This window comes from Serratia sp. TSA_105.2 (assembly GCF_052692115.1).
This window is the reverse complement of the sequence record NZ_JBQZFT010000002.1, coordinates 809,151-830,522: the sequence shown is the minus strand read 5'-3', so window position 1 is coordinate 830,522 and position 21,372 is coordinate 809,151. Positions and strand designations below refer to the sequence as shown.

The window sequence follows — 21,372 nt, the reverse complement described above, 5'->3', positions numbered from 1 at the left end:
CACTATCAGGCTGAAATTACAGCTTGGCAGCGTTTTCAGCCAGGTATTTTGCAACGCCGTCTGGAGAAGCGCCCATACCTGCTTTACCTTTTTCCCACTGAGCCGGGCACACTTCACCGTGCTCTTCGTGGAATTGCAGTGCGTCAACGGTACGGATCATTTCGTCGATGTTACGGCCGATTGGCAGGTCGTTAACAACCTGAGCGCGCACGATGCCGTCTTTGTCGATCAGGAAGGAGCCGCGCAGCGCAACGCCGGCTTCCGGGTGCTCGATGCCGTAAGCTTTCTGGATTTCACGCTTGATGTCAGCAACCATTGCGTATTTCACTTCACCGATGCCGCCTTTGTCGACAGGGGTTTTACGCCATGCGTTGTGAACGAACTCTGAGTCGAAGGAAACGCCAACCACTTCAACGCCACGCTTCTGGAACTCTTCATAGCGGTGATCGAAAGCGATCAGCTCGGAAGGGCATACGAAGGTGAAGTCCATTGGCCAGAAGAACAGCACGGCCGGTTTGCCGTTCAGGTGCTTCTTCAGGTTGAAGTTTTCAACGATTTCGCCGCTACCCAGTACGGCAGCTGCAGTGAAGTCAGGGGCTTGACGAGTTACCAGGACCATAATTACTCCTGTAATAGGTGTTAAAGGGTGGATGTAAAAACAAGGGCCAGTATAGGGGCCGCGACTTGGTGAATAAAGGGTAAAAGACCAATCGATGAGATAGCTTTCACCTATCAAAGTCGTTGATATAATTTAGCGAGCTTTAAAAATAACCTTTTCCCACAAAAGGGCAAGCGGCAAAACGTAAATTCTTGCAAGGCGTTGCAATTTCAATGGCTTGGGGTTGACCTTAGAGTGCTTTGTCCTTCGCCTGCCGCATCATTTGCGGGTAAAACTGCCAGAACTGTGTTTCAAGCTGATGATAATGTTGCTCGACGTCGGCGAACGAACCGGCCAGCGCTTCGAGGCGCGGGCGGCGGCTGGCCATGCCCTGCAGCACCCGGGCGATGAACGGCAATTCGGCGTAGCGCTCCAGCCAGCGCTCCGGCCACAGGTAGCCGTTCAGGTTCTGAAAGCGCGGCGGCGTGAGCGGCAGATAAGGCTCGATCTGGCTGCGGGCTTCCTGGGTAAACTGGTGCAGGTCGCGCGAAGGTTCGAGCTGCTGCCAGTGGCGCGCCAGAAAATGGTCCCACACCACGTCGAGGGTGATCGGCGCCACGCGGCGGTAGGGGGCGCTGAAATAGTCGCGGCAGGCTTTCACCTGCGGCAGGCTGTCGGTCAGCACGTCGACGCGGCGGTGCATCATGATGCCGGCCACCACGTCGGGCTGGTAGTCGGCGGCGGGGTTGCCGCGCACGAAATCGGCCAGCAGGTTGCCCAGCAGCGAGCTGTCCGCCAGCATGGCCAAGTGAAGATGAGCGAGAAAATTCATCCCTCAACTATACCCGAAGTCAGGCAAATCCTCCTTATTTCTTGCCGCTGACCGCCCCCGGCTTTAGACTAGGCCGCCTGTTTTTTACCAACCAGCCCTAAATTGAAGAAGTGAATACCCATGCGCGTCGCTGATTTTTCGTTTGAACTTCCCGAATCCCTGATTGCCCACTATCCCCAGGCCGAACGCAGCGCATGCCGCCTGCTGCAGCTGGACGGGCCGAGCGGGGCGCTGACGCACGGCGTATTTACCGATCTGCTGGATAAGCTGGAAGCCGGCGACCTGCTGGTGTTCAACAATACCCGCGTGATCCCGGCGCGCATGTTCGGCCGCAAGGTCAGCGGCGGCAAGATAGAAGTGCTGGTGGAGCGCGTGCTGGACGACCATCGCGTGCTGGCGCACGTGCGTGCGTCGAAAGCGCCGAAGCCGGGCGCCGAGCTGCTGTTGGGGGATGACGAGAGCATCGCCGCCACCATGGTGGCGCGCCACGAGACGCTGTTCGAGCTGCGCTTCAACGACGAACGCGACGTGTTCACTATCCTCAACGCCGCCGGCCACATGCCGCTGCCGCCTTATATCGCCCGCCCGGATGAAGACGCAGACCGCGAGCTGTATCAGACGGTCTACAGCGAGAAGCCCGGCGCGGTCGCCGCGCCGACCGCCGGCCTGCACTTCGACGAGCCGCTATTGGCGGCGCTACGCGCCAAGGGCGTGGAAATGGCGTTCGTGACGCTGCACGTCGGCGCCGGCACCTTCCAGCCGGTGCGGGTGGAGACCATCGAAGATCACGTGATGCACGCCGAATACGCCGAAGTGCCGCAGGACGTGGTCGATGCGGTGCTGGCCTGCAAGGCGCGCGGCAAACGCGTCGTGGCGGTGGGCACCACCTCGGTGCGCTCGCTGGAAAGCGCCGCGGCGGCCAGCAAAGAGGCGCTGATTGCGCCGTTCTTCGGCGATACCAGCATCTTTATCTATCCGGGTTATCACTACCAGGTGATCGACGCGCTGGTGACCAATTTCCACCTGCCGGAATCGACCCTGATCATGCTGGTGTCGGCCTTCGCCGGCTATAAAAATACCATGAACGCCTATCAGCAGGCGGTGGCCGAGCAGTATCGCTTTTTCAGCTACGGCGATGCGATGTTCATCAGCCGTAACCCGCAGGCGGAAAACGAGTCCGTCGGCGGTTAATTTCCCGGGCTGTGCCCACGGCGCGGCCCCGTTTCAACGACATCAGACTGTTTCTCTGATGCTGGAGGCTTTGTGAAGTACGAACTACAAACTACCGATGGCCGCGCGCGTCGCGGCCGCCTGATCTTCGACCGCGGCGTGGTGGAAACCCCGGCCTTTATGCCGGTCGGTACCTACGGTACGGTCAAGGGCATGACGCCGGAAGAAGTGAAAGAGACCGGCGCACAGATCCTGCTGGGCAACACCTTCCACCTGTGGCTGCGCCCGGGCCAGGAGATCATGAAACTGCACGGCGATCTGCACGACTTCATGCAGTGGCATGGGCCGATCCTCACCGACTCCGGCGGTTTTCAGGTATTCAGCCTGGGGGCGATGCGCAAGATCAAAGAGGAAGGCGTGTACTTCCGCAACCCGATCAACGGCGACAAGGTGTTCCTGAGCCCGGAAAAATCGATGGAAATCCAGTATGACCTGGGTTCCGACATCGTGATGATCTTCGACGAATGTACGCCGTACCCGGCCGACTGGGACTACGCCAAGCGTTCGATGGAAATGTCGCTGCGCTGGGCGGAGCGCAGCCGCAAGCGTTTCGACGAGCTGGAAAATAAAAATGCGCTGTTCGGCATCATTCAGGGCGGTGTTTACGAAGATTTACGTGATGTTTCAGTCAAAGGGCTGGTGGATATCGGCTTTGACGGGTACGCTGTGGGCGGCTTGGCTGTAGGCGAGCCGAAAGAGGATATGCATCGCATTCTTGAACACGTTTGCCCGCAAATTCCGGAAGATAAGCCACGCTATTTGATGGGCGTCGGCAAGCCGGAGGATTTGGTGGAAGGCGTGCGTCGCGGTATCGACATGTTCGACTGCGTCATGCCGACCCGTAACGCCCGCAACGGCCATCTGTTCGTGACTGACGGTGTGGTAAAAATCCGTAATGCCAAGCACAAGGATGATACTTCTCCGCTGGATAAGGACTGTGATTGCTACACGTGTCGCCATTACAGCCGCGCCTACTTGCACCATCTCGACCGTTGCAACGAAATATTGGGTGCTCGACTGAACACAATTCATAACCTGCGTCACTACCAGCGCCTCATGGCGGGTTTACGCCAGGCTATCGAAGAGGGTAAATTAGAGCAGTTTGTTGCGGATTTCTATGGTCGGATCGGCAAGCCGATTCCGCCTTTAAACGCTTGATCTAATAATTGATAACTTAATGAGGGAATTTCAATGAGCTTTTTCATTTCTGACGCCGTCGCATCCGCAGGGGCTCCGGCTCAGGGAAGCCCGTACTCTCTGATCATTATGCTGGTGGTGTTCGGCCTGATCTTCTACTTCATGATCCTGCGCCCACAGCAGAAGCGCGCTAAAGATCACAAGAAGCTGATGGACTCCATCGGTAAAGGCGACGAAGTGCTGACCACCGGCGGCCTGATCGGTCGCGTGACCAAAGTGGCCGACACCGGCATCATCGCCATCGCGCTGAACGACACCACGGAAGTGATGATCAAGCGTGACTTCGTGGCGGCCGTTCTGCCGAAAGGTACCATGAAGGCCCTGTAATCTTTTTTCCCGAAGGGAATTGCCGTGCTAAACCGTTATCCTTTGTGGAAGTATCTGATGTTGATCGTCGTGATCCTCGTCGGTCTGCTTTATGCGCTTCCCAACATCTACGGTGAGGATCCGGCCGTACAAATCACTGGCGCGCGCGGCGTCGCCGCCAGTGAAACTACGCTGGACCAGGTCCGTACCGTATTAGAAAAAGACAACATCGCGAGCAAGTCGATTGCGCTGGAAAATGGCGCCATCCTGGCTCGCTTTAAAGATCCTGACGTTCAGCTGCGCGCCCGCGAAGCGCTGGTGACCGAGCTGGGTGACAAATTCGTCGTGGCGCTGAACCTGGCGCCGGCCACGCCGACCTGGCTGGCCATGCTGGGCGCAGAGCCGATGAAACTCGGCCTGGACCTGCGCGGCGGCGTGCACTTCCTGATGGAAGTGGACATGGACACCGCGCTGAGCAAGCTGCAGGAACAGACCATGGATACCCTGCGCAGCGAGCTGCGTGAGAAGGGCATTCCTTACGCGTCTATCCGCAAGCTGGACAACAACGGTGTGGAAGTTCGCTTCCGTGACGATGCGGCCCGCGACCAAGCCATCAGCTACATCGGCCCGCGTCAGCGCGATCTGGTGCTGTCCGCCAACGGCGCCAACACCATGAAAGCCAACCTGACGGACGCCCGTCTGAGCGAAGCGCGCGAATATGCCGTCCAGCAGAACATCACTATCCTGCGTAACCGTGTCAACCAGCTCGGCGTCGCCGAACCGCTGGTGCAGCGCCAGGGGGCCGACCGCATCGTGGTCGAGCTGCCGGGCATTCAGGACACCGCGCGCGCCAAAGAAATTCTGGGCGCCACCGCGACCCTGGAATTCCGTCTGGTGAACACCAATGCGGACGCCACTGCGGCGGCCAACGGCCGCGTGCCGGGCGACTCCGAGGTGAAATACACCCGTGACGGCCAGCCGATCGTGCTGTACAAGCGCGTGATCCTGACCGGTGACCACATCACCGACTCCACCTCGAGCACCGACGAATACAACCAGCCGCAGGTTAACATCTCGCTGGACAGCGCCGGCGGCACGTCCATGTCCAACTTCACCAAGGACAACATCGGCAAACCGATGGCGACCCTGTTCGTGGAGTATAAGGACAGCGGCAAGAAAGACGCCAACGGCCGCGCGGTGCTGGTGAAACAGGAAGAAGTGATCAACGTGGCGAACATTCAGTCGCGTCTGGGCAACAGCTTCCGCATCACCGGTATCGGCAACCCGAACGAAGCGCGTCAGCTTTCGCTGCTGCTGCGTGCGGGCGCGCTGATCGCGCCGATTCAGATCGTCGAAGAGCGCACCATCGGTCCAACCCTGGGTCAGCAGAACATCACCCAAGGTCTGGAAGCCTGTCTGTGGGGCCTGGTGGCATCCATCGTCTTCATGGTGGTCTGGTACCGTAAGTTCGGCGTGATCGCCACCACGGCGCTGGTCGCCAACCTGGTGCTGATCGTCGGCGTGATGTCCCTGTTGCCGGGGGCGACGCTGACCATGCCGGGCATTGCCGGGATCGTGTTGACGCTGGCGGTGGCGGTCGACGCCAACGTACTGATTAACGAACGTATCAAGGAAGAGCTGAAGAACGGCAGGTCCGTTCAGCAGGCGATCCATGAAGGCTATAAAGGCGCGTTCTCCAGTATCGTCGACGCCAACATCACCACGCTGATCACCGCGGTCATCCTGTACGCAGTGGGCACCGGTTCGATCAAAGGCTTTGCGATCACCACCGCTATCGGTGTGGCGACGTCCATGTTCACCGCGATTGTCGGTACCCGTGCCATCGTCAACCTGCTTTACGGCGGCAAACGCATTAACAAGCTGTCTATCTGAGGAGTGCGTTGTGGCACAGGATTATACTGTTGAGCAACTCAACTACGGCCGTAAAGTCTACGACTTTATGCGCTGGGACTATTTGGCCTTCGGCATCTCGTTGCTGCTGTTGGTCGCGTCGATCGTCACCATGTCGGTGCGCGGGTTTAACTGGGGTCTGGATTTCACCGGCGGTACGGTGATTGAAATCAACCTGGAGAAACCGGCTAACCTCGACCTGATGCGCGATACGCTGGAGAAGGCCGGGTTCCAGGATCCGATCATCCAGAACTTCGGCAGCAGCCGCGACGTGATGGTGCGCATGCCACCGGCGACCGGCACCGCAGGTCAGGAACTGGGCAACAAGGTGATCGGCGTGATCAACGACTCGGTGGATAAAAACGCCACCGTGAAGCGCATCGAGTTCGTCGGCCCGAGCGTGGGCAGCGAACTGGCGCAAACCGGCGGCATGGCGCTGCTGGTGGCGTTGATCTGTATCCTGATCTACGTCGGTTTCCGCTTCGAATGGCGCCTGGCGCTGGGGGCGGTTATCGCGCTGGCGCACGACGTGATCATCACGCTGGGCGTGTTGTCGCTGTTCCACATCGAGATTGACCTGACCATCGTCGCGTCCCTGATGTCGGTTATCGGCTACTCGCTGAACGACAGCATCGTGGTCTCCGACCGTATTCGTGAGAACTTCCGCAAGATCCGCCGCGGCACGCCTTACGAGATCATGAACGTGTCGTTGACCCAGACGCTGAGCCGTACGCTGATGACCTCCGGGACCACCCTGATGGTGGTGCTGATGCTGTACATCTTCGGTGGCGCGATGCTGCAAGGCTTCTCGCTGGCGATGCTGATCGGCGTGTCGATCGGTACCGTTTCCTCGATCTACGTCGCGTCCGCGCTGGCGTTGAAGCTGGGGATGAAACGCGAACACATGCTGCAGCAAAAAGTGGAAAAAGAGGGCGCAGATCAGCCTTCTATTCTGCCTTAACCGCCGCAGTATTCAGCGAAATGAGAAGGAGCGCCGATGGCGCTCCTTTTTTTTGCCTCGGGTTTCAGTGTTGTTGCACCACTGCCGGTTGGGCGATCGAAACCAGACTGTGCAGACGGATATAGCCCAATTGTTCCGGCGTCAGGCCGCTGAAACGCAGCTCGAAGTCCTGGCCGGGCTTCGGCAGCAGCGAGTCGGCGCTGGCGATCGGTTGCGACAGCGCCTCGGCGGTCAGCGGCCGGCCGGTGGCCTCGTCCAGCTGGCCCCATTCCACCACGGCTTTGAACGGCGGCAGCGTGGCCTGTGAGAGGATGCGCACATGCAGCTGCGCCTGTGTGCCATTGGCTTCGTTCTTGATGTGGCTTAGCGAAACGCTCAGCTCGCCGATGCCGCTCTGCAAACGGGCGGCGCTTCGGGCTGCCGGCAGCAGGTAGACGCCGTTGTCGGAATGCTGATTGAGCAGGTTTTGCCGCTCCAGCGCAGTGGTCTGATCGGTCAGCACGCTCACTTTCTGGTTCAGCGCGGCGACCTGATGGCGCAGCTGGGGCACGGCGGCGTTGTGCGCGCAGCCCGCCAGCAAAATAGCGGCGGCGAGCAGGGCGATTTTAGGGTAACAGGTTGTCATGACGGCGATTTCCTATGCTGAGTCTCCTGCTATCAAGCTTAGTCCGCATGGCGGTGAAAGTCATATCGTTGCCGCCTTCCCGCCGCCTGTCGCAACAAATGGCCGCCGCCCTTTGTTGTGGCTGCACTTCGGGGTAAACTGCTTTTATCTATAAAAAACGTTTATCAGGACGTGTTATGCATTGCCCTTTCTGCGCCGCCGTTGATACCAAAGTCATTGATTCCCGCCTGGTGGGGGACGGTTCGCAAGTGCGCCGCCGCCGCCAGTGTCTGGTGTGCAATGAACGTTTCACCACCTTCGAGGTGGCCGAGCTGGTGATGCCGCGAGTGATTAAAAGCGATGAGGTGCGCGAGCCGTTCAACGAAGACAAACTGCGCCGCGGCATGCTGAAAGCGCTGGAAAAGCGCCCGGTCAGCTCGGACGACGTGGAAAACGCCCTTAACCATATCAAATCCCAACTGCGCGCCACCGGCGAACGCGAAGTGCCGACCAAACTGGTGGGCAATCTGGTGATGGACGCGCTGAAAAAGCTGGATAAGGTCGCCTATATCCGCTTCGCGTCGGTATACCGCAGCTTCGAAGACGTGCGCGAGTTCGGCGAAGAGATTGCCCGCCTGCAAGACTAAAGGATCTTTCATGCATCACGACGAATTTTACATGGCGCGCGCCTTCGAACTGGCGCGGCTGGGGCGTTTCACCACCGCGCCCAATCCGAACGTCGGCTGCGTTATCGTGCGCGACGGCGAAATTGTCGGTGAAGGCTATCATCTGCGCGCCGGCGAGCCGCATGCGGAAGTGCACGCGCTGCGCATGGCGGGCGACAAGGCGCGTGGCGCCACCGCCTATGTCACGCTCGAGCCGTGCAGCCATCACGGCCGCACGCCGCCCTGCGCTGATGCGCTGGTGGCCGCCGGCGTGACGCGGGTGGTCGCGGCGATGCAAGATCCTAACCCGCAGGTGGCGGGGCGTGGGCTGTACAAGCTGCAGCAGGCCGGCGTCGAAGTGCGTCATGGCCTGATGCTGGCCGAGGCCGAAGCGGTCAACCTGGGCTTCCTCAAACGCATGCGCACCGGCTTCCCTTACGTGCAGCTGAAGCTGGGCACGTCGCTGGACGGCCGCACGGCGATGGCCTCAGGCGAAAGCCAGTGGATCACCTCACCCGAAGCGCGCCAGGACGTGCAGTGCCTGCGCGCGCAGAGCGCTGCCATTCTCAGCACCAGCGCTACCGTGCTGGCGGACGATCCGTCGCTGACGGTGCGTTGGGATGAATTGGACGCCGAGACGCAGCGCCTCTATCCGCGCGACAATCTGCGCCAGCCGCTGCGCATCCTGCTCGACAGCCAAAACCGCATTACCCCGCAGCACCGCGTGGTGCAGCAGCCGGGCGCCACCTGGCTGGCGCGCCTGCAGGCGGATGAACGGACCTGGCCGCAAGACGTTGAGCAGTTTATCTGCCCGGCGCACGGCGGCGGCGTCGATCTGGTGGTGATGATGATGCTGTTGGCCAAGCGCCAGGTGAATTCAATCTGGGTGGAGGCGGGCGCATCGCTGGCCGGCGCGCTGCTGCAGGCCGGCCTGGTGGATGAGCTCATTTTGTACATCGCGCCGAAACTGTTGGGCGATAATGGCCGTGGCCTGTGCCACCTGCCGGGCCTGGAGCGGTTGGCCGACGCGCCGGAATTCGTCTTTAGCGACGTGCGTCAGGTTGGCCCCGATCTGCGTTTGCGCCTGCGGGCGAAACACTGAATCTCGTGCCCGCGCGCCGGTTTTACAAAAGCGCCGCGCAGGCGATGAAAGAATATGATAGAATCCGCCCCCCTGCGGGGTATTGAACCCATTTTTAAGGAAAGCCCATGAAAGTTATCGAAGGTGTTGTTGCTACTCCAAATGCCCGTGTGGCGATCGCAATTGCACGTTTTAACAATTTCATCAACGACAGCCTGCTGGAAGGTGCCATCGACGCGCTGAAACGCATTGGTCAGGTTGCTGACGACAACATCACCGTTGTCTGGGTCCCGGGCGCTTACGAGCTGCCGTTGACGGCGAGCGTATTGGCCAAAACCGGCAAATACGACGCAGTTATCGCGCTGGGCACCGTTATCCGTGGGGGCACCGCGCACTTCGAATATGTGGCGGGCGAAGCCAGCTCCGGCATCGGCAACGTTGCGATGAATGCCGAAATCCCGGTTGCCTTTGGCGTGCTGACCACCGAAAGCATCGAGCAGGCGATCGAACGCGCCGGCACCAAAGCGGGCAACAAGGGCGCTGAAGCCGCGCTGACCGCACTTGAAATGATTAATGTTATCAAAGCTATTAAAGCCTGAATTTAGTTAAGGGGAATTCCGTGAAACCTGCTGCTCGTCGCCGCGCTCGTGAGTGCGCTGTTCAAGCGCTTTACTCTTGGCAGTTGTCTAAAAACGACCTTGCCGATGTTGAACACCAGTTCCTGACGGAGCAGGATGTCAAAGATGTTGACGTCGCCTATTTTCGCGAGTTGCTGTCCGGCGCGGCAGTGAATGCAGGTATGCTGGACGAACTGATGGCGCCTTACCTGTCGCGTCAGCTCGAAGAGCTGGGCCAGGTGGAACGCGCGGTGCTGCGCGTCGCGCTGTTTGAACTGAAAATGCGCGAGGATGTCCCTTACAAGGTGGCGATCAACGAAGCGATCGAACTGGCGAAAACCTTCGGCGCGGAAGACAGCCACAAGTTTGTGAACGGGGTGCTGGATAAAGTGGCGCCAACCCTTCGCAAGAAAAAGTAAAACATTAAGGCCGGCATTCCCGGCCTTAATTTCTTCTAGTGGAATATCGATATGGCATGCGGCGAATTTGACCTCATTGCCCGCTATTTTGACCGGTTTAAGCGCGTGCGCCGGGATGTACAGTTGGGCATTGGAGATGACTGCGCACTGCTGGCAGTGCCGGAAAAACAGCTGGTGGCCGTCAGTACCGATACGCTGGTCGCGGGCATTCACTTCCTGCCGGACATCGATCCGGCCGATCTCGGCTATAAGGCGCTGGCGGTCAATCTGAGCGATCTGGCGGCGATGGGTGCCGATCCGGCCTGGCTCTCGCTGGCGCTGACCCTGCCGAAGGTGGACGAGCCCTGGCTGAAGGCCTTCAGCGACAGCCTGTTCGATCAGCTCAACTATTATGGCATGCAGCTGATCGGCGGCGATACCACGCGCGGGCCGCTGAGCATGACGTTGACCATTCAGGGGCTGATCCCGGCCGGCCGGGCGCTGACCCGCGGCGGTGCGCGCATCGGCGACTGGATCTATGTGACCGGCACGCTGGGCGACAGCGCCGCCGGTTTGGCGATCCTGCAGGATCGCCTGGCGGTGACGGATGTGGCGGCGCGCGATTATCTGATCGCTCGTCATCTGCGGCCGCAGCCGCGGGTGCTGCAGGGGCAGGCGCTGCGGGATCTGGCCAGCTCGGCGATCGACATCTCCGACGGCCTGATTTCCGATCTGAAGCATATCCTGAAGGCCAGCGACTGTGGCGCACGCATCGTACTGGACGAGCTGCCGATGTCGCAGGCGCTGAGCAGCCACGCCGATGCCGAGCAGGCGCTGCGCTGGGCGCTGGCGGGCGGCGAAGATTACGAGCTGTGCTTCACCGTGCCGGAGATCAACCGCGGCGCGCTGGAAGTGGCGTTGAGCCACCTCGGGGCCGACTACACCTGTATCGGCCAAATTGGCCCGCTGTCTGAAGGCATCCGCTATTATCGCGACGATGAGCCGGTAGAGCTGGATTGGATTGGGTTCGATCATTTCAACGCGGAGCGGGGCACCCATGGATGAAGCCAAGCGTCGGCTGCGGATGAGCAATCCGTGGCACCTGCTGGCCACCGGGTTTGGCAGCGGTTTGTCACCGGTGATGCCGGGCACCATGGGATCGCTGGCGGCGATCCCGTTCTGGCTGCTGCTGATCCAGCTGCCGTGGCAGCTCTACTCGCTGGCGGTGATGTTCAGCATCTGCATCGGCGTCTATATTTGCCACCGTACGGCAAAAGACATGAAGGTGCACGATCACGGCAGTATCGTCTGGGACGAGTTCGTCGGCATGTGGATCACGCTGATGGCGCTGCCGGTCAACGACTGGCGCTGGGTTGCCGCCGGTTTCGTCATCTTCCGCATTCTGGATATGTGGAAACCGTGGCCGATCCGCTGGTTCGACCGCAACGTGCATGGCGGCATGGGCATCATGGTCGACGATATCATCGCCGGCGTGCTGTCCGCCGGCATCATCTACCTGATTGGGCATCACTGGCCGATCGGTCTGTTCTGACAGACGGGCGCGCTGTTTCGCGCCCGCTTCTCTTATTCAAATCCCGTCACCCGATGCGGCACGTAAGCCGTCTCCAGCTCCGCGATCTCTTGCGGCGACAAACTCAAATCGATCGCGGCGATGGCGTCGTCCAGCTGTTCGCTGCGCGAAGCGCCGACGATCGGCGCACTGACCGCCGGTTTGTTCAGCAGCCAGGCCAGCGCGATCTGCGCGCGTGAAACGCCGCGTTCCTCGGCGAGGCTGGCGACGCGTTCGGCGATAATGGCGTCGATGCCTTCAGTTTCCTCGTACAGGCTCTTGCCGAACTGGTCGGAAACCAGCCGTGCGGTGGTTTCGCCCCAGGGGCGGGTCAGGCGGCCGCGCGCCAGCGGGCTCCACGGCAGCACGGCGATGCCTTCGGCGGCGCACAGCGGGTGCATTTCGCGCTCTTCTTCGCGCTGAATCAGGTTGTATTGATCCTGCATGCTGACGAAGCGCGTCCAGCCGTGCAGATCGGCGGTATACAGCGCCTTGGCGAACTGCCAGGCGTACATCGAGGAGGCGCCGATGTAACGCGCCTTACCGGCTTTCACCACGTCGTGCAGCGCTTCCAGCGTCTCTTCCAGCGGCGTTTCGTAATCCCAGCGGTGGATCTGCAGCAAATCGACATAGTCGGTGCCCAGGCGCCGCAGGCTGTCGTCGATGGACTGCATGATGTTGGCGCGCGATAGACCGCGCTTCAGGTTACTCAGCGGGAAATACACCTTGGTGGCGACCACCACGTCTTCGCGGCGCGCATAGTCGTGCAGCGCCCGGCCGAGGATCTCCTCGCTGCTGCCGTCGGAATAGCTGTTGGCGGTGTCGAAAAAGTTGATACCGGCTTCCAGCGCCTGTTTCAGCAGCGGACGGCTGCTCTCTTCCGGCAGCGTCCAGGCGTGATTGCCGCGGTTCGGTTCGCCGTAGGTCATGCAACCCAGGCAGATGCGCGAGACGTTCAGATCGGTGTTGCCCAGTTTCAGGTACTTCATGCTTGCCTCCCATTCACAGCTCAGACAATAACTGTAGCGCGGATCCCGGAGGGCGGAAATGAAAACGCCCCCGAAGGCGGAGGCGTTTTGTCAGGCGCGAGTGGCGATTACTGCACCAGCCAGGTTTCGATTTGGCGCTGAATGCCGGCGGCGTCCAGCCCCAGATCGGCGCGCAGTTCTTCCTGGCTGCCCTGCGAGACGAAGCTGTCCGGCAGGCCGAGGTTCAGCACCGGCACCGGACGGCGTTTGGCCATCAGCAGTTCGTTGACGCCGCTGCCGGCGCCGCCCATGATGGCGTTCTCTTCCAGCGTGACCAGCGTTTCATGGCTGGCGGCCAGTTCGAGCACCAGCTGCTCGTCCAGCGGTTTGACGAAGCGCATGTCGACCAGCGTGGCGTTGAGCGCCTCCGCCGCTTGCGCGGCCTCCGGCAGCAGGGTGCCGAAGTTGAGAATGGCGATCTTTTCTCCCTGGCGGCGCACCACGCCTTTGCCGATCGGCAGCTGGTTGAGCGGCTCCAGCGTCGCGCCGGTGCCAGTGCCGCGCGGATAGCGCACCGCGCTCGGGCCGTCGTGGTAGTGATAGCCGGTATACAGCATCTGGCGGCATTCGTTCTCGTCGCTCGGCGTCATGATCACCATGGTCGGAATGCAGCGCATGAACGACAGATCGAACGCTCCCTGGTGAGTCTGGCCGTCGGCGCCGACGATGCCGCCGCGATCGATGGCGAACATCACCGGCAGGTTCTGGATCGCCACATCGTGGATCAGCTGGTCGTAGGCGCGTTGCAAGAAGGTAGAATAGATCGCCACCACCGGCTTGTAGCCGCCGATCGCCAGCCCGGCGGCGAAGGTGACCGCGTGCTGCTCGGCAATCGCCACGTCGAAATATTGCTGCGGGTAGTCGCGGGAGAACTGCACCATGCCGGAACCTTCGCGCATCGCCGGTGTGATCGCCATCAGCGAGCTGTCTTTGGCGGCGGTTTCACACAGCCAGTCGCCGAAGATTTTCGAATAGGTCGGCAGACCGCCGGCGCTTTTCGGCAGCGTGCCGCTGGCAGGATCAAACTTCGGCACCGCGTGGAAGCTGATCGGATCTTTCTCCGCCGGCGCGTAACCGCGGCCTTTCTTGGTCATGATGTGCAACAGCTGCGGGCCTTTCAGATCGCGCATGTTTTTCAACGTGGCGACCAGCCCCTGCACGTCGTGCCCGTCTACCGGACCGATGTAGTTAAAGCCCAGCTCTTCGAACAGCGTACCCGGCACCACCATGCCTTTCAGGTGCTCTTCGGTGCGTTTCACCAGCTCTTTGATCGGCGGCACGCCGGCCAGCACTTTCTTGCCGCCTTCGCGCAGGGTGGAGTAAAGCTTGCCGGACAGCAGCTGCGCCAGATGGTTGTTCAGCGCGCCGACGTTTTCCGAGATCGACATCTCATTGTCGTTCAGCACCACCAGCATGTCCGGGTTGATGTCGCCGGCGTGGTTCATCGCTTCGAACGCCATGCCGGCGGTGATGGCGCCGTCGCCGATCACGCACACCGTGCGGCGGCCTTTGCCTTCACGCTCCGCCGCCACCGCCATGCCGAGGCCGGCGCTGATGGAGGTCGACGAGTGGCCGACCGACAGCACGTCGTATTCGCTTTCGGCACGCCACGGGAACGGATGCAGACCGTTTTTTTGCCGAATGGTGGCGATGCGGTCGCGGCGGCCGGTCAGAATTTTGTGCGGGTAGGCCTGGTGGCCGACGTCCCACACCAGGTGATCGAACGGCGTGTTGTAGACGAAATGCAACGCCACCGTCAGTTCGACGGTACCCAGCCCGGAGGCAAAGTGGCCGCTGGAGCGACTGACGCTGTTCAGCAGGTATTGCCGCAGCTCATCGCACAGCTTCGGCAAGCTCTCTTTGGGCAGTGAGCGGAGTTCCTCGGGGTTTTCCGCTAGCGCCAGGGTTGGGTATTTGGCTATATCAAGACTCATTCGATACTCATATCAGAGGAGTTAACGTCACACGTTAATTGTCGCGTTCAATAATGAAGCTGGCTAACGCTCGCAATGGCGCTGTGTTATAAGATTGCGCTGCCAAAGTGTCTAATGCAGCTAATGCTTCCTGATAGAGATCCCACGCTTTTGCTTTCGCGCTGTCAAGCCCGAGCAACGCCGGGTAGGTACTCTTTCCGTGTTGTTGGTCCGCGCCCTGGCGCTTGCCGATTTTTTCAGTCTCGCCGACAACGTCCAAAATGTCATCCTGCACCTGGAACGCCAGGCCAACCGCGGCGGCGTAACGATCCAGCTGCGGCAGCGCCGCACGCCCGGCTTCGCCGGCGCTCAGCGCACCCAGGCGCACCGCCGCGCGGATCAGCGCACCGGTTTTGTGGCGGTGGATCTGCTCCAGCGCCTGTAGATTGACGTGCTTGCCCTCAGCTTCCAGATCCAGCGATTGACCGCCGCACATGCCGGCTACGCCGCTGGCGGTCGCCAGTTCGGAGACCATCGCCAGCCGATCGCGCAACGCCACGTCAGGCATTTCGGCATCGGCCAGGATCGAAAACGCCAGCGTTTGCAGCGCATCGCCGGCCAGGATCGCGTTGGCTTCGCCGAATTTAATGTGGCAGGTCGGCTGGCCGCGACGCAGATCGTCGTCGTCCATCGCCGGCAGATCGTCGTGGATCAGCGAGTAGGCATGAATGCATTCTACCGCCGCCGCCGGCGCGTCCAGGTTGCTCAGCGACACGCCGAACATCTGGCCGGTGGTATAGACCAGGAACGGGCGCAGGCGCTTGCCGCCCAGCAAGGCGCCATGACGCATCGCCGCCACCATGTTGCCGTCGTTGAACGGCAGCGGGGCGATGAAGTCCAGCAGCGCGCGATCGGCGCGCTGGCGGAAAATCTGCATTTGATCGGCAAAAGCGGCCGATGGGGCGATCTCAGACATGTCGGTTACTCGGTATCCGGTGTGAAAGGCGCCAGCGCGGCATCGTCGGCGCTGTCGTTAAGGAGTATCTGCACACGCTGTTCCGCCTGTTGCAGTTTCTGCTGGCCCTGACGCGCCAGCTGCACGCCGCGTTCGAATTCGTTCAGCGCGTCTTCCAGCGGCAGTTCGCCTGATTCCAGACGCGTCACGATGCTTTCCAGCTCGCCGAGGGCGCTTTCAAAGCTGGCTGTTTGCTCTGTACTGGCTGATTGTGCTGGTTTTTTCGGCATAATTTTCTTTTTACGTCATCATGTGAACCGTGGCGCCAGAGCCTATCCTAGCGGATCTTGATTAGCAAATCATGGCGCTCATGTGTGGTTTTGTGCGCAGAGCACGGCGATATGGTGATATACTCCGCGCCGTAATTCTTATCTGACAACAAAGACCGCCATGAAGTTTATCATTAAATTGTTCCCGGAAATCACCATCAAGAGCCAATCTGTGCGCTTGCGCTTTATCAAGATTCTCTCGACCAATATTCGCAACGTCCTGAAGCAGTATGATGAAACGCTGGCGGTCGTCCGTCACTGGGATCATATCGAAGTTCGCGCCAAAGATGAAAACCAGCGGCCGGCCATCGCCGACGCCCTGACGCGCATTCCCGGCATCCACCATATTCTGGAAGTGGAAGATCGCGCTTATACCGACATCCACCACATCTTCGAGCAGACGCTGGAAGCCTACCGCGCCCAGCTGGAAGGCAAAACCTTCTGCGTGCGCGTCAAGCGCCGCGGCAAGCAGGCGTTCAACTCGCAGGACGTGGAGCGCTACGTCGGCGGCGGCCTGAACCAGCATATCGAGAGTGCGCGCGTTAACCTGACCCGCCCGCAGGTCACGGTAAACCTGGAGATTGAAGACGACAAGCTGATGCTGGTCAAACGCCGCCTCGAAGGCATCGGCGGTTATCCGGTCGGCACTCAGGAAGATGTGTTGTCGCTGATTTCCGGCGGTTTCGACTCGGGCGTGTCCAGCTACATGCTGATGCGCCGCGGCTGCCGCGTGCACTTCTGCTTCTTTAATCTGGGCGGTGCTGCGCACGAGATTGGCGTGAAGCAGGTGGCGCACTACCTGTGGAACCGTTTTGCCAGCTCGCACAAGGTGCGCTTCGTCGCTATCGACTTCGAACCGGTGGTGGGCGAGATCCTGGAGAAGGTCGACGACGGCCAGATGGGCGTGGTGCTCAAGCGCATGATGGTGCGCGCCGCTTCGCAAGTGGCCGAACGCTACGGCGTGCAGGCGCTGGTGACCGGCGAGGCGCTGGGGCAGGTCTCCAGCCAGACGCTGACCAATCTGCGTTTGATCGACAATGCGTCCGATACCCTGATCCTGCGTCCGCTGATCTCGCACGATAAAGAGCACATCATCAAACTGGCGCGCGAAATCGGCACCGAAGACTTCGCCAAAACCATGCCGGAATACTGCGGCGTGATTTCGAAGAGCCCAACGGTGAAAGCGATCAAGGCCAAGATCGAAGAGGAAGAGAGCCACTTCGATTTCAGCATTCTCGACCGGGTGGTGAGCGAAGCGAGGAACGTCGATATCCGCTCTATCGCCGAGCAGGCGCAGGAGCAGGTAACCGAGGTGGAAACCGTCGCGGCCTTCGGCGCCGACGAGGTGATCCTGGATATCCGCTCCAACGACGAGCAGGAAGAGAAGCCGCTGCAGCTGGAACAGGTTGAAGTGAAAGCGCTGCCGTTCTACAAGCTGAGCACCCAGTTTGGCGATCTGGATCAGAGCAAAACCTATCTGCTGTACTGCGAGCGCGGCGTGATGAGCCGCCTGCAGGCGCTGTACCTGCTGGAGCAAGGCTTCAGCAACGTGAAGGTTTATCGCCCGTAACGCACGGAGCGGCATAAACGTGAAGGGCTGAACCGGTTTTCAGCCCTTTTTTTATCGGCAAGCCGCTCAGTCGCGAAAATCGTACATCCCCGGGATCAGCACCAGCTGCGCGGCGATCTCCGCCGCTTTGGCCTTGCCGAGCAGCAAGTCTATCAGCTTCAGCGCGAACTCCATCGCGGTGCCCGGCCCCTGGCTGGTGAGCAGGTTGACGCGGGCGTCGTACACCACGCGGCGCTCCATCCATTTATCCGCCGGGATCTGGTCTTTCAGGCCCGGGAAACCGGTCATGTTGCCGACCGGGAACAGATCGTGGTGCTGCAGCACCAGCGCCGGTGCCGCGCAGATGGCGGCGACGATGTTGCCCTGCAGATGCATCTGCCGCACCTTTTCCACCAGCAGCGGGCTGTCGCGGAAGCATTCCGCGCCTTTCAGGCCGCCGGGCAGCACGATGGCGTCGAACGGCTCATCGACGATCGCCACCAGCGGCGCGTCGGCCAGCAGCTTGACGCCGCGCGAACAGACGATAGTCAGCTCGCCGTCGCCGGCAACGCTGGCGGTAGTGACTTTTACGCCCGCCCGCACCAGCAGATCGATGGCAGTGACGGCTTCGGTTTCTTCGCTACCAGGTGCCAGGCAGACCAGCGCCGATACGCTCATATTCATTTTCCTTTCGTTTAATCAGTTCAAACAGCCGCGCATTTTCCGGCAGCGCGAGGCCGTGGCTGCGCGCGCGGCGCAGCAGATAGCCGGTGATGTAGTCGATCTCGGTGTGCCGCTGGCTGCGGATGTCCTGCAGCATCGACGAAACGTTGTCGGCGGTGCTGTGGATCACGTCCATCACGTATTGCATCAGACCTTCGCAGGAGGTGTGGTAGCCCTCCATTGCCATCACGCCGGCGACTTCACGGCACAGCGTTTCGATCTGTTCCGGGTAGCGCTGCAGATCGCCGTTGCGGCAGCCATACAGCGCCGTCAACGGGTTGATCACGCAGTTGACCGCCAGCTTGCGCCAGTTGGCCGAGGCGATGTTGTTGTGCCAGGCAACGTCGGGCAGCGCCTGATGCAGCACTTCCGCCAGGTGGCTGAGGTGCTGGGCGGCCGGCGAGGTCGGGCCGATGTGGGTGATGCCGGTGGCGACGTGGATAATGGTGCTGCCTTCGTGGCGCGCGGCGTGGGTGGTGGTGCCCTGCAGGATCGGCTGGCCGTTCGGCGGCAGCTCCTCTTGGGTGCCCATGCCGTTGTGCAGCAGCAAAATGGCGCACTGGGGGGCCAGCTTCGGCAGCAGCGCGCTGACCGCGCTGGACACCTGCCAGGCTTTCAGCGTCACCAGCAGCAGCTCGCTTTGCGCAAGATGCTGCGGATCGTTGGTGGGCAAGTTGCGATTGAACGAGACGCCTTCCGGCTCTATCACGTTCACGGCGCAAAAAGGCTGCGGCACTCTTAGCCATCCCTGTACATCGTGGCCCTGCTGATACAGCCGGGAGAGCCACAGTTGTCCGAGCGCGCCGCAACCAAGAATGGTTATTTTCATTCAATCTCCTTGGAAACACGGGAATACCGCTCAATTACCGTGAATTAACTATAGGCTTTATGGCAGCCTGAAGCGCTATCCCTGCGTGCGTTCAGCAGATTTTGTCTGAGGCGGCAAAGCGGTTATCATGCTCGGCATCAAAATCGCCTAAGCTATTAGGCACTCATTCAGGAGGAAGAAGTATGCCATCTTTCGACATCGTTTCCGAAATTGATATGCAGGAAGTGCGTAACGCCGTTGAGAACGCCACCCGCGATCTCGGCACCCGCTGGGATTTTCGCAACGTGCCGGCCAGCTTTGAGCTAAACGAGAAAGACCAAAGCATCAAGGTTGCCAGCGAGTCTGATTTCCAGGTGCAGCAGCTGCTCGACATTCTGCGCGAAAAGTTGAGCAAGCGCAGCATCGACGGCGCCGCGCTGGAGATCCCGGAAGAGTTTACCCACAGCGGTAAAACCTACAGCGTGGAAGCCAAGCTGAAGCAGGGGATTGAAACCTCTGTGGCGAAGAAAATCGTCAAGCTGATCAAAGACAGCAAGCTGAAGGTGCAGGCGCAGATCCAGGGCGAAGAAGTGCGGGTGACCGGCAAGTCACGCGACGATTTGCAGAGCGTGATGGCGCTGGTGCGCGGCGGCGATCTGGGGCAGCCGTTCCAGTTCAAGAACTTCCGCGATTAATCTCTACGGGGCCGGCATTGCCGGCCCTGATTTTTTACAGCGAATTGACCAGCGCTTCCAGCTGACCGCGATTGGTCTGCTTGGTATCCACCTTGACGTAGGCGCTGCGCTCTTCCGGCACCACGATCGCCTCGGCCACGCCGGGCTGCGCCTTCAGGCGGCTTTCCAGCGCCGAATCCTTCACAGCCAGTTCCGACAGCGTAATCCGCAGGCTGCTGACATACGGCGGCTCTTTCATGGTGCTGCTGACCAGGAACCAGAGCGCGGCCAGCACGGCGCCGGCGATAAACACCAAGCCCGCCCCCTGCAAACCGTACAGCCAGCCGCCGAGGCTGCCGCCGATCGCCACGCCGATAAACTGGCTGGTGGAGTAGACCCCCATCGCGGTGCCCTTGTAGCCGGCCGGTGACTCTTTGCTGATCAGCGAAGGCAGAATGGCTTCCATCACGTTGAAGGCCATGAAGAACAGCTGCACGCCGGCGATGATGCCCCACAGGTGCGCGCCGGAGAGCCACAGCAGCACTTCGGCGCAGAACAGCACCGCCACGCAGCCCATAAAGACCTGCTTCATGCGGCGATATTTTTCGGCATAGATGATGAAAGGCACCACGGCGGCGAATGACACCAGCATGGTGACCAGGTAGACGATCCAGTGCTCGCTGGCCGCCAGCCCGGCTTTTTCCATCGCCAGCGGCAGCGCCACGAAGCTCGACATCAGCAGGATATGCAGGCACATGATGCCGAAGTTGAGCTTCAGCAGGCGCGAGTTGCTCAGCACCTTGCGGAAGCTGCCGCGCACGATGCTGGACTCGCGGTTCAGCAGGTGAGTGTCGGCGGAAGGCACCACCGCCAGGGTGATGACGATGCCGGCCAGCGCCAGTACGGCGATCATCCAGAACAGCGCATGCAGGCCGAAGGCGTGAGTGATGATGGGGCCCAGAACCATGGCGATGGCGAAGGTGATGCCGAAGCTGACGCCGATGAACGCCATCGCTTTGGTGCGGTTCTGCTCGCGGGTCAGATCGGAGAGTAGCGCCATGACCGCGGCGGCGATGGCGCCGGAGCCTTGCAGCGCGCGGCCGAGGATCACGCCCCAGATTGAGTCGGTAGCGGCGGCGATCACGCTGCCGAGGGCAAAGATCAGCAGGCCGCCGACGATCAGCGGCTTGCGGCCGATGCGATCGGACACCAGGCCGAACGGGATTTGAAACACCGCCTGCGCCAGGCCGTAGATGCCGATGGCGATGCCGATCAGCGCTTCGCTGGCGCCGTTGAGCGCCATGCCGTAGGTGGTCAGCACCGGCAGTACCATAAACATGCCGAGCATGCGCAGGGAGAATACGGTGCCCAATCCCCAGGTGGCGCGGCGCTCCTGCGGGGTCATTGAATTATCGTTCACATC

At 60.6% G+C, this 21,372-nt stretch carries 23 protein-coding genes; 13 read left to right on the top strand and 10 right to left on the bottom strand.

All coding sequences use genetic code 11. The features are described 5' to 3' along the window. Window positions 1–16: 16 nt before the first annotated feature. Window positions 17–619 (bottom strand): peroxiredoxin C, encoded by a 603-nt coding sequence (locus tag ACUTSC_RS10410; protein ID WP_445653315.1) that lies wholly within the window; start codon window positions 617–619, stop codon window positions 17–19. Window positions 620–848: 229 nt separating this feature from the next. After that, on the bottom strand, window positions 849–1,430 hold the full coding sequence (locus ACUTSC_RS10405; RefSeq protein ID WP_063990909.1) for an ACP phosphodiesterase: 582 nt from the start codon (window positions 1,428–1,430) through the stop codon (window positions 849–851). A gap of 120 nt (window positions 1,431–1,550) precedes the next feature. On the opposite strand from ACUTSC_RS10405, the gene queA reads away from it, so the two are divergent. The 5 genes from queA (at window position 1,551) to secF (ending at window position 7,035) form a co-directional block, all read left to right on the top strand. After that, entirely contained in the window at window positions 1,551–2,621 is a 1,071-nt protein-coding gene (gene queA, locus ACUTSC_RS10400) for a tRNA preQ1(34) S-adenosylmethionine ribosyltransferase-isomerase QueA (protein WP_016928878.1), read from the top strand. Between the two features lie 72 nt (window positions 2,622–2,693). After that, complete coding sequence (tgt, locus tag ACUTSC_RS10395; protein ID WP_033647322.1) at window positions 2,694–3,818, top strand: tRNA guanosine(34) transglycosylase Tgt; 1,125 nt, start codon at window positions 2,694–2,696, stop codon at window positions 3,816–3,818. Between the two features lie 33 nt (window positions 3,819–3,851). After that, window positions 3,852–4,184: a preprotein translocase subunit YajC gene (gene yajC, locus ACUTSC_RS10390; RefSeq protein ID WP_004940391.1), complete on the top strand. Its 333-nt coding sequence runs from the start codon at window positions 3,852–3,854 to the stop codon at window positions 4,182–4,184. Window positions 4,185–4,208: 24 nt separating this feature from the next. After that, window positions 4,209–6,056: a protein translocase subunit SecD gene (gene secD / locus ACUTSC_RS10385; protein WP_004940390.1), complete on the top strand. Its 1,848-nt coding sequence runs from the start codon at window positions 4,209–4,211 to the stop codon at window positions 6,054–6,056. Window positions 6,057–6,066: 10 nt separating this feature from the next. Next, window positions 6,067–7,035, top strand: a complete 969-nt coding sequence (secF, locus tag ACUTSC_RS10380) for a protein translocase subunit SecF (RefSeq protein ID WP_004940389.1) — start codon at window positions 6,067–6,069, stop codon at window positions 7,033–7,035. 64 nt (window positions 7,036–7,099) lie between these two features. On the opposite strand, the gene ACUTSC_RS10375 is transcribed toward secF, so the two are convergent. Next, window positions 7,100–7,660 (bottom strand): SadB/YajI family lipoprotein, encoded by a 561-nt coding sequence (locus tag ACUTSC_RS10375; protein ID WP_063990963.1) that lies wholly within the window; start codon window positions 7,658–7,660, stop codon window positions 7,100–7,102. A 176-nt stretch (window positions 7,661–7,836) separates the two neighbouring features. On the opposite strand from ACUTSC_RS10375, the gene nrdR reads away from it, so the two are divergent. The 6 genes from nrdR to pgpA all read left to right on the top strand — a co-directional run bounded on the left by nrdR (window position 7,837) and on the right by pgpA (window position 11,952). Then, on the top strand, window positions 7,837–8,286 hold the full coding sequence (nrdR, locus tag ACUTSC_RS10370; RefSeq protein ID WP_004940387.1) for a transcriptional regulator NrdR: 450 nt from the start codon (window positions 7,837–7,839) through the stop codon (window positions 8,284–8,286). A gap of 10 nt (window positions 8,287–8,296) precedes the next feature. Continuing rightward, window positions 8,297–9,406, top strand: coding sequence for a bifunctional diaminohydroxyphosphoribosylaminopyrimidine deaminase/5-amino-6-(5-phosphoribosylamino)uracil reductase RibD (gene ribD / locus ACUTSC_RS10365; RefSeq protein WP_197766838.1), 1,110 nt, complete (start codon window positions 8,297–8,299; stop codon window positions 9,404–9,406). 107 nt (window positions 9,407–9,513) lie between these two features. Then, window positions 9,514–9,984, top strand: a complete 471-nt coding sequence (gene ribH / locus ACUTSC_RS10360) for a 6,7-dimethyl-8-ribityllumazine synthase (protein WP_004940385.1) — start codon at window positions 9,514–9,516, stop codon at window positions 9,982–9,984. Window positions 9,985–10,004: 20 nt separating this feature from the next. Further along, window positions 10,005–10,421 (top strand): transcription antitermination factor NusB, encoded by a 417-nt coding sequence (gene nusB, locus ACUTSC_RS10355; RefSeq protein ID WP_004940384.1) that lies wholly within the window; start codon window positions 10,005–10,007, stop codon window positions 10,419–10,421. Between the two features lie 51 nt (window positions 10,422–10,472). Next, window positions 10,473–11,465, top strand: coding sequence for a thiamine-phosphate kinase (gene thiL, locus ACUTSC_RS10350; protein ID WP_197766837.1), 993 nt, complete (start codon window positions 10,473–10,475; stop codon window positions 11,463–11,465). Next, the gene (gene pgpA, locus ACUTSC_RS10345) at window positions 11,458–11,952 is read left to right on the top strand and encodes a phosphatidylglycerophosphatase A (protein ID WP_004940382.1); all 495 of its coding nucleotides are present in this window, start codon (window positions 11,458–11,460) and stop codon (window positions 11,950–11,952) included. The genes thiL and pgpA overlap by 8 nt, the downstream gene beginning before the upstream one ends. Before the next feature lie 32 nt (window positions 11,953–11,984). Here the strand turns inward: pgpA and ACUTSC_RS10340 are convergent, their stop codons facing one another. From ACUTSC_RS10340 to xseB, 4 genes are all read right to left on the bottom strand, one after another. Further along, window positions 11,985–12,959 (bottom strand): aldo/keto reductase, encoded by a 975-nt coding sequence (locus ACUTSC_RS10340; protein ID WP_197773046.1) that lies wholly within the window; start codon window positions 12,957–12,959, stop codon window positions 11,985–11,987. Between the two features lie 107 nt (window positions 12,960–13,066). After that, complete coding sequence (gene dxs, locus ACUTSC_RS10335; protein ID WP_197766835.1) at window positions 13,067–14,932, bottom strand: 1-deoxy-D-xylulose-5-phosphate synthase; 1,866 nt, start codon at window positions 14,930–14,932, stop codon at window positions 13,067–13,069. A gap of 34 nt (window positions 14,933–14,966) precedes the next feature. Next, complete coding sequence (gene ispA / locus ACUTSC_RS10330) at window positions 14,967–15,887, bottom strand: (2E,6E)-farnesyl diphosphate synthase (protein WP_197766834.1); 921 nt, start codon at window positions 15,885–15,887, stop codon at window positions 14,967–14,969. A 5-nt stretch (window positions 15,888–15,892) separates the two neighbouring features. After that, window positions 15,893–16,156 (bottom strand): exodeoxyribonuclease VII small subunit, encoded by a 264-nt coding sequence (gene xseB, locus ACUTSC_RS10325; protein ID WP_033642062.1) that lies wholly within the window; start codon window positions 16,154–16,156, stop codon window positions 15,893–15,895. Between the two features lie 160 nt (window positions 16,157–16,316). Between xseB and thiI the strand changes: the two genes are divergently transcribed. Beyond that, window positions 16,317–17,765 carry a tRNA uracil 4-sulfurtransferase ThiI gene (gene thiI, locus ACUTSC_RS10320; RefSeq protein ID WP_197766833.1) on the top strand — a complete coding sequence of 483 codons (1,449 nt, stop codon included), beginning with the start codon at window positions 16,317–16,319 and terminating at the stop codon, window positions 17,763–17,765. Window positions 17,766–17,831: 66 nt separating this feature from the next. Here thiI and yajL read toward each other — a convergent pair whose 3' ends face one another. Together yajL and panE are read right to left on the bottom strand one after the other, a co-directional pair. Next, window positions 17,832–18,422 (bottom strand): protein deglycase YajL, encoded by a 591-nt coding sequence (gene yajL, locus ACUTSC_RS10315; RefSeq protein WP_063918839.1) that lies wholly within the window; start codon window positions 18,420–18,422, stop codon window positions 17,832–17,834. Further along, window positions 18,385–19,296 (bottom strand): 2-dehydropantoate 2-reductase, encoded by a 912-nt coding sequence (gene panE, locus ACUTSC_RS10310; protein ID WP_197766832.1) that lies wholly within the window; start codon window positions 19,294–19,296, stop codon window positions 18,385–18,387. Before panE ends, yajL begins: the two co-directional genes overlap by 38 nt. 182 nt (window positions 19,297–19,478) lie before the next feature. Between panE and ACUTSC_RS10305 the strand changes: the two genes are divergently transcribed. Then, window positions 19,479–19,970 carry a YajQ family cyclic di-GMP-binding protein gene (locus tag ACUTSC_RS10305; RefSeq protein ID WP_033637310.1) on the top strand — a complete coding sequence of 164 codons (492 nt, stop codon included), beginning with the start codon at window positions 19,479–19,481 and terminating at the stop codon, window positions 19,968–19,970. A gap of 34 nt (window positions 19,971–20,004) precedes the next feature. Here the strand turns inward: ACUTSC_RS10305 and ACUTSC_RS10300 are convergent, their stop codons facing one another. Further along, complete coding sequence (locus ACUTSC_RS10300; protein WP_060423360.1) at window positions 20,005–21,369, bottom strand: MFS transporter; 1,365 nt, start codon at window positions 21,367–21,369, stop codon at window positions 20,005–20,007. Window positions 21,370–21,372: the final 3 nt, after the last annotated feature.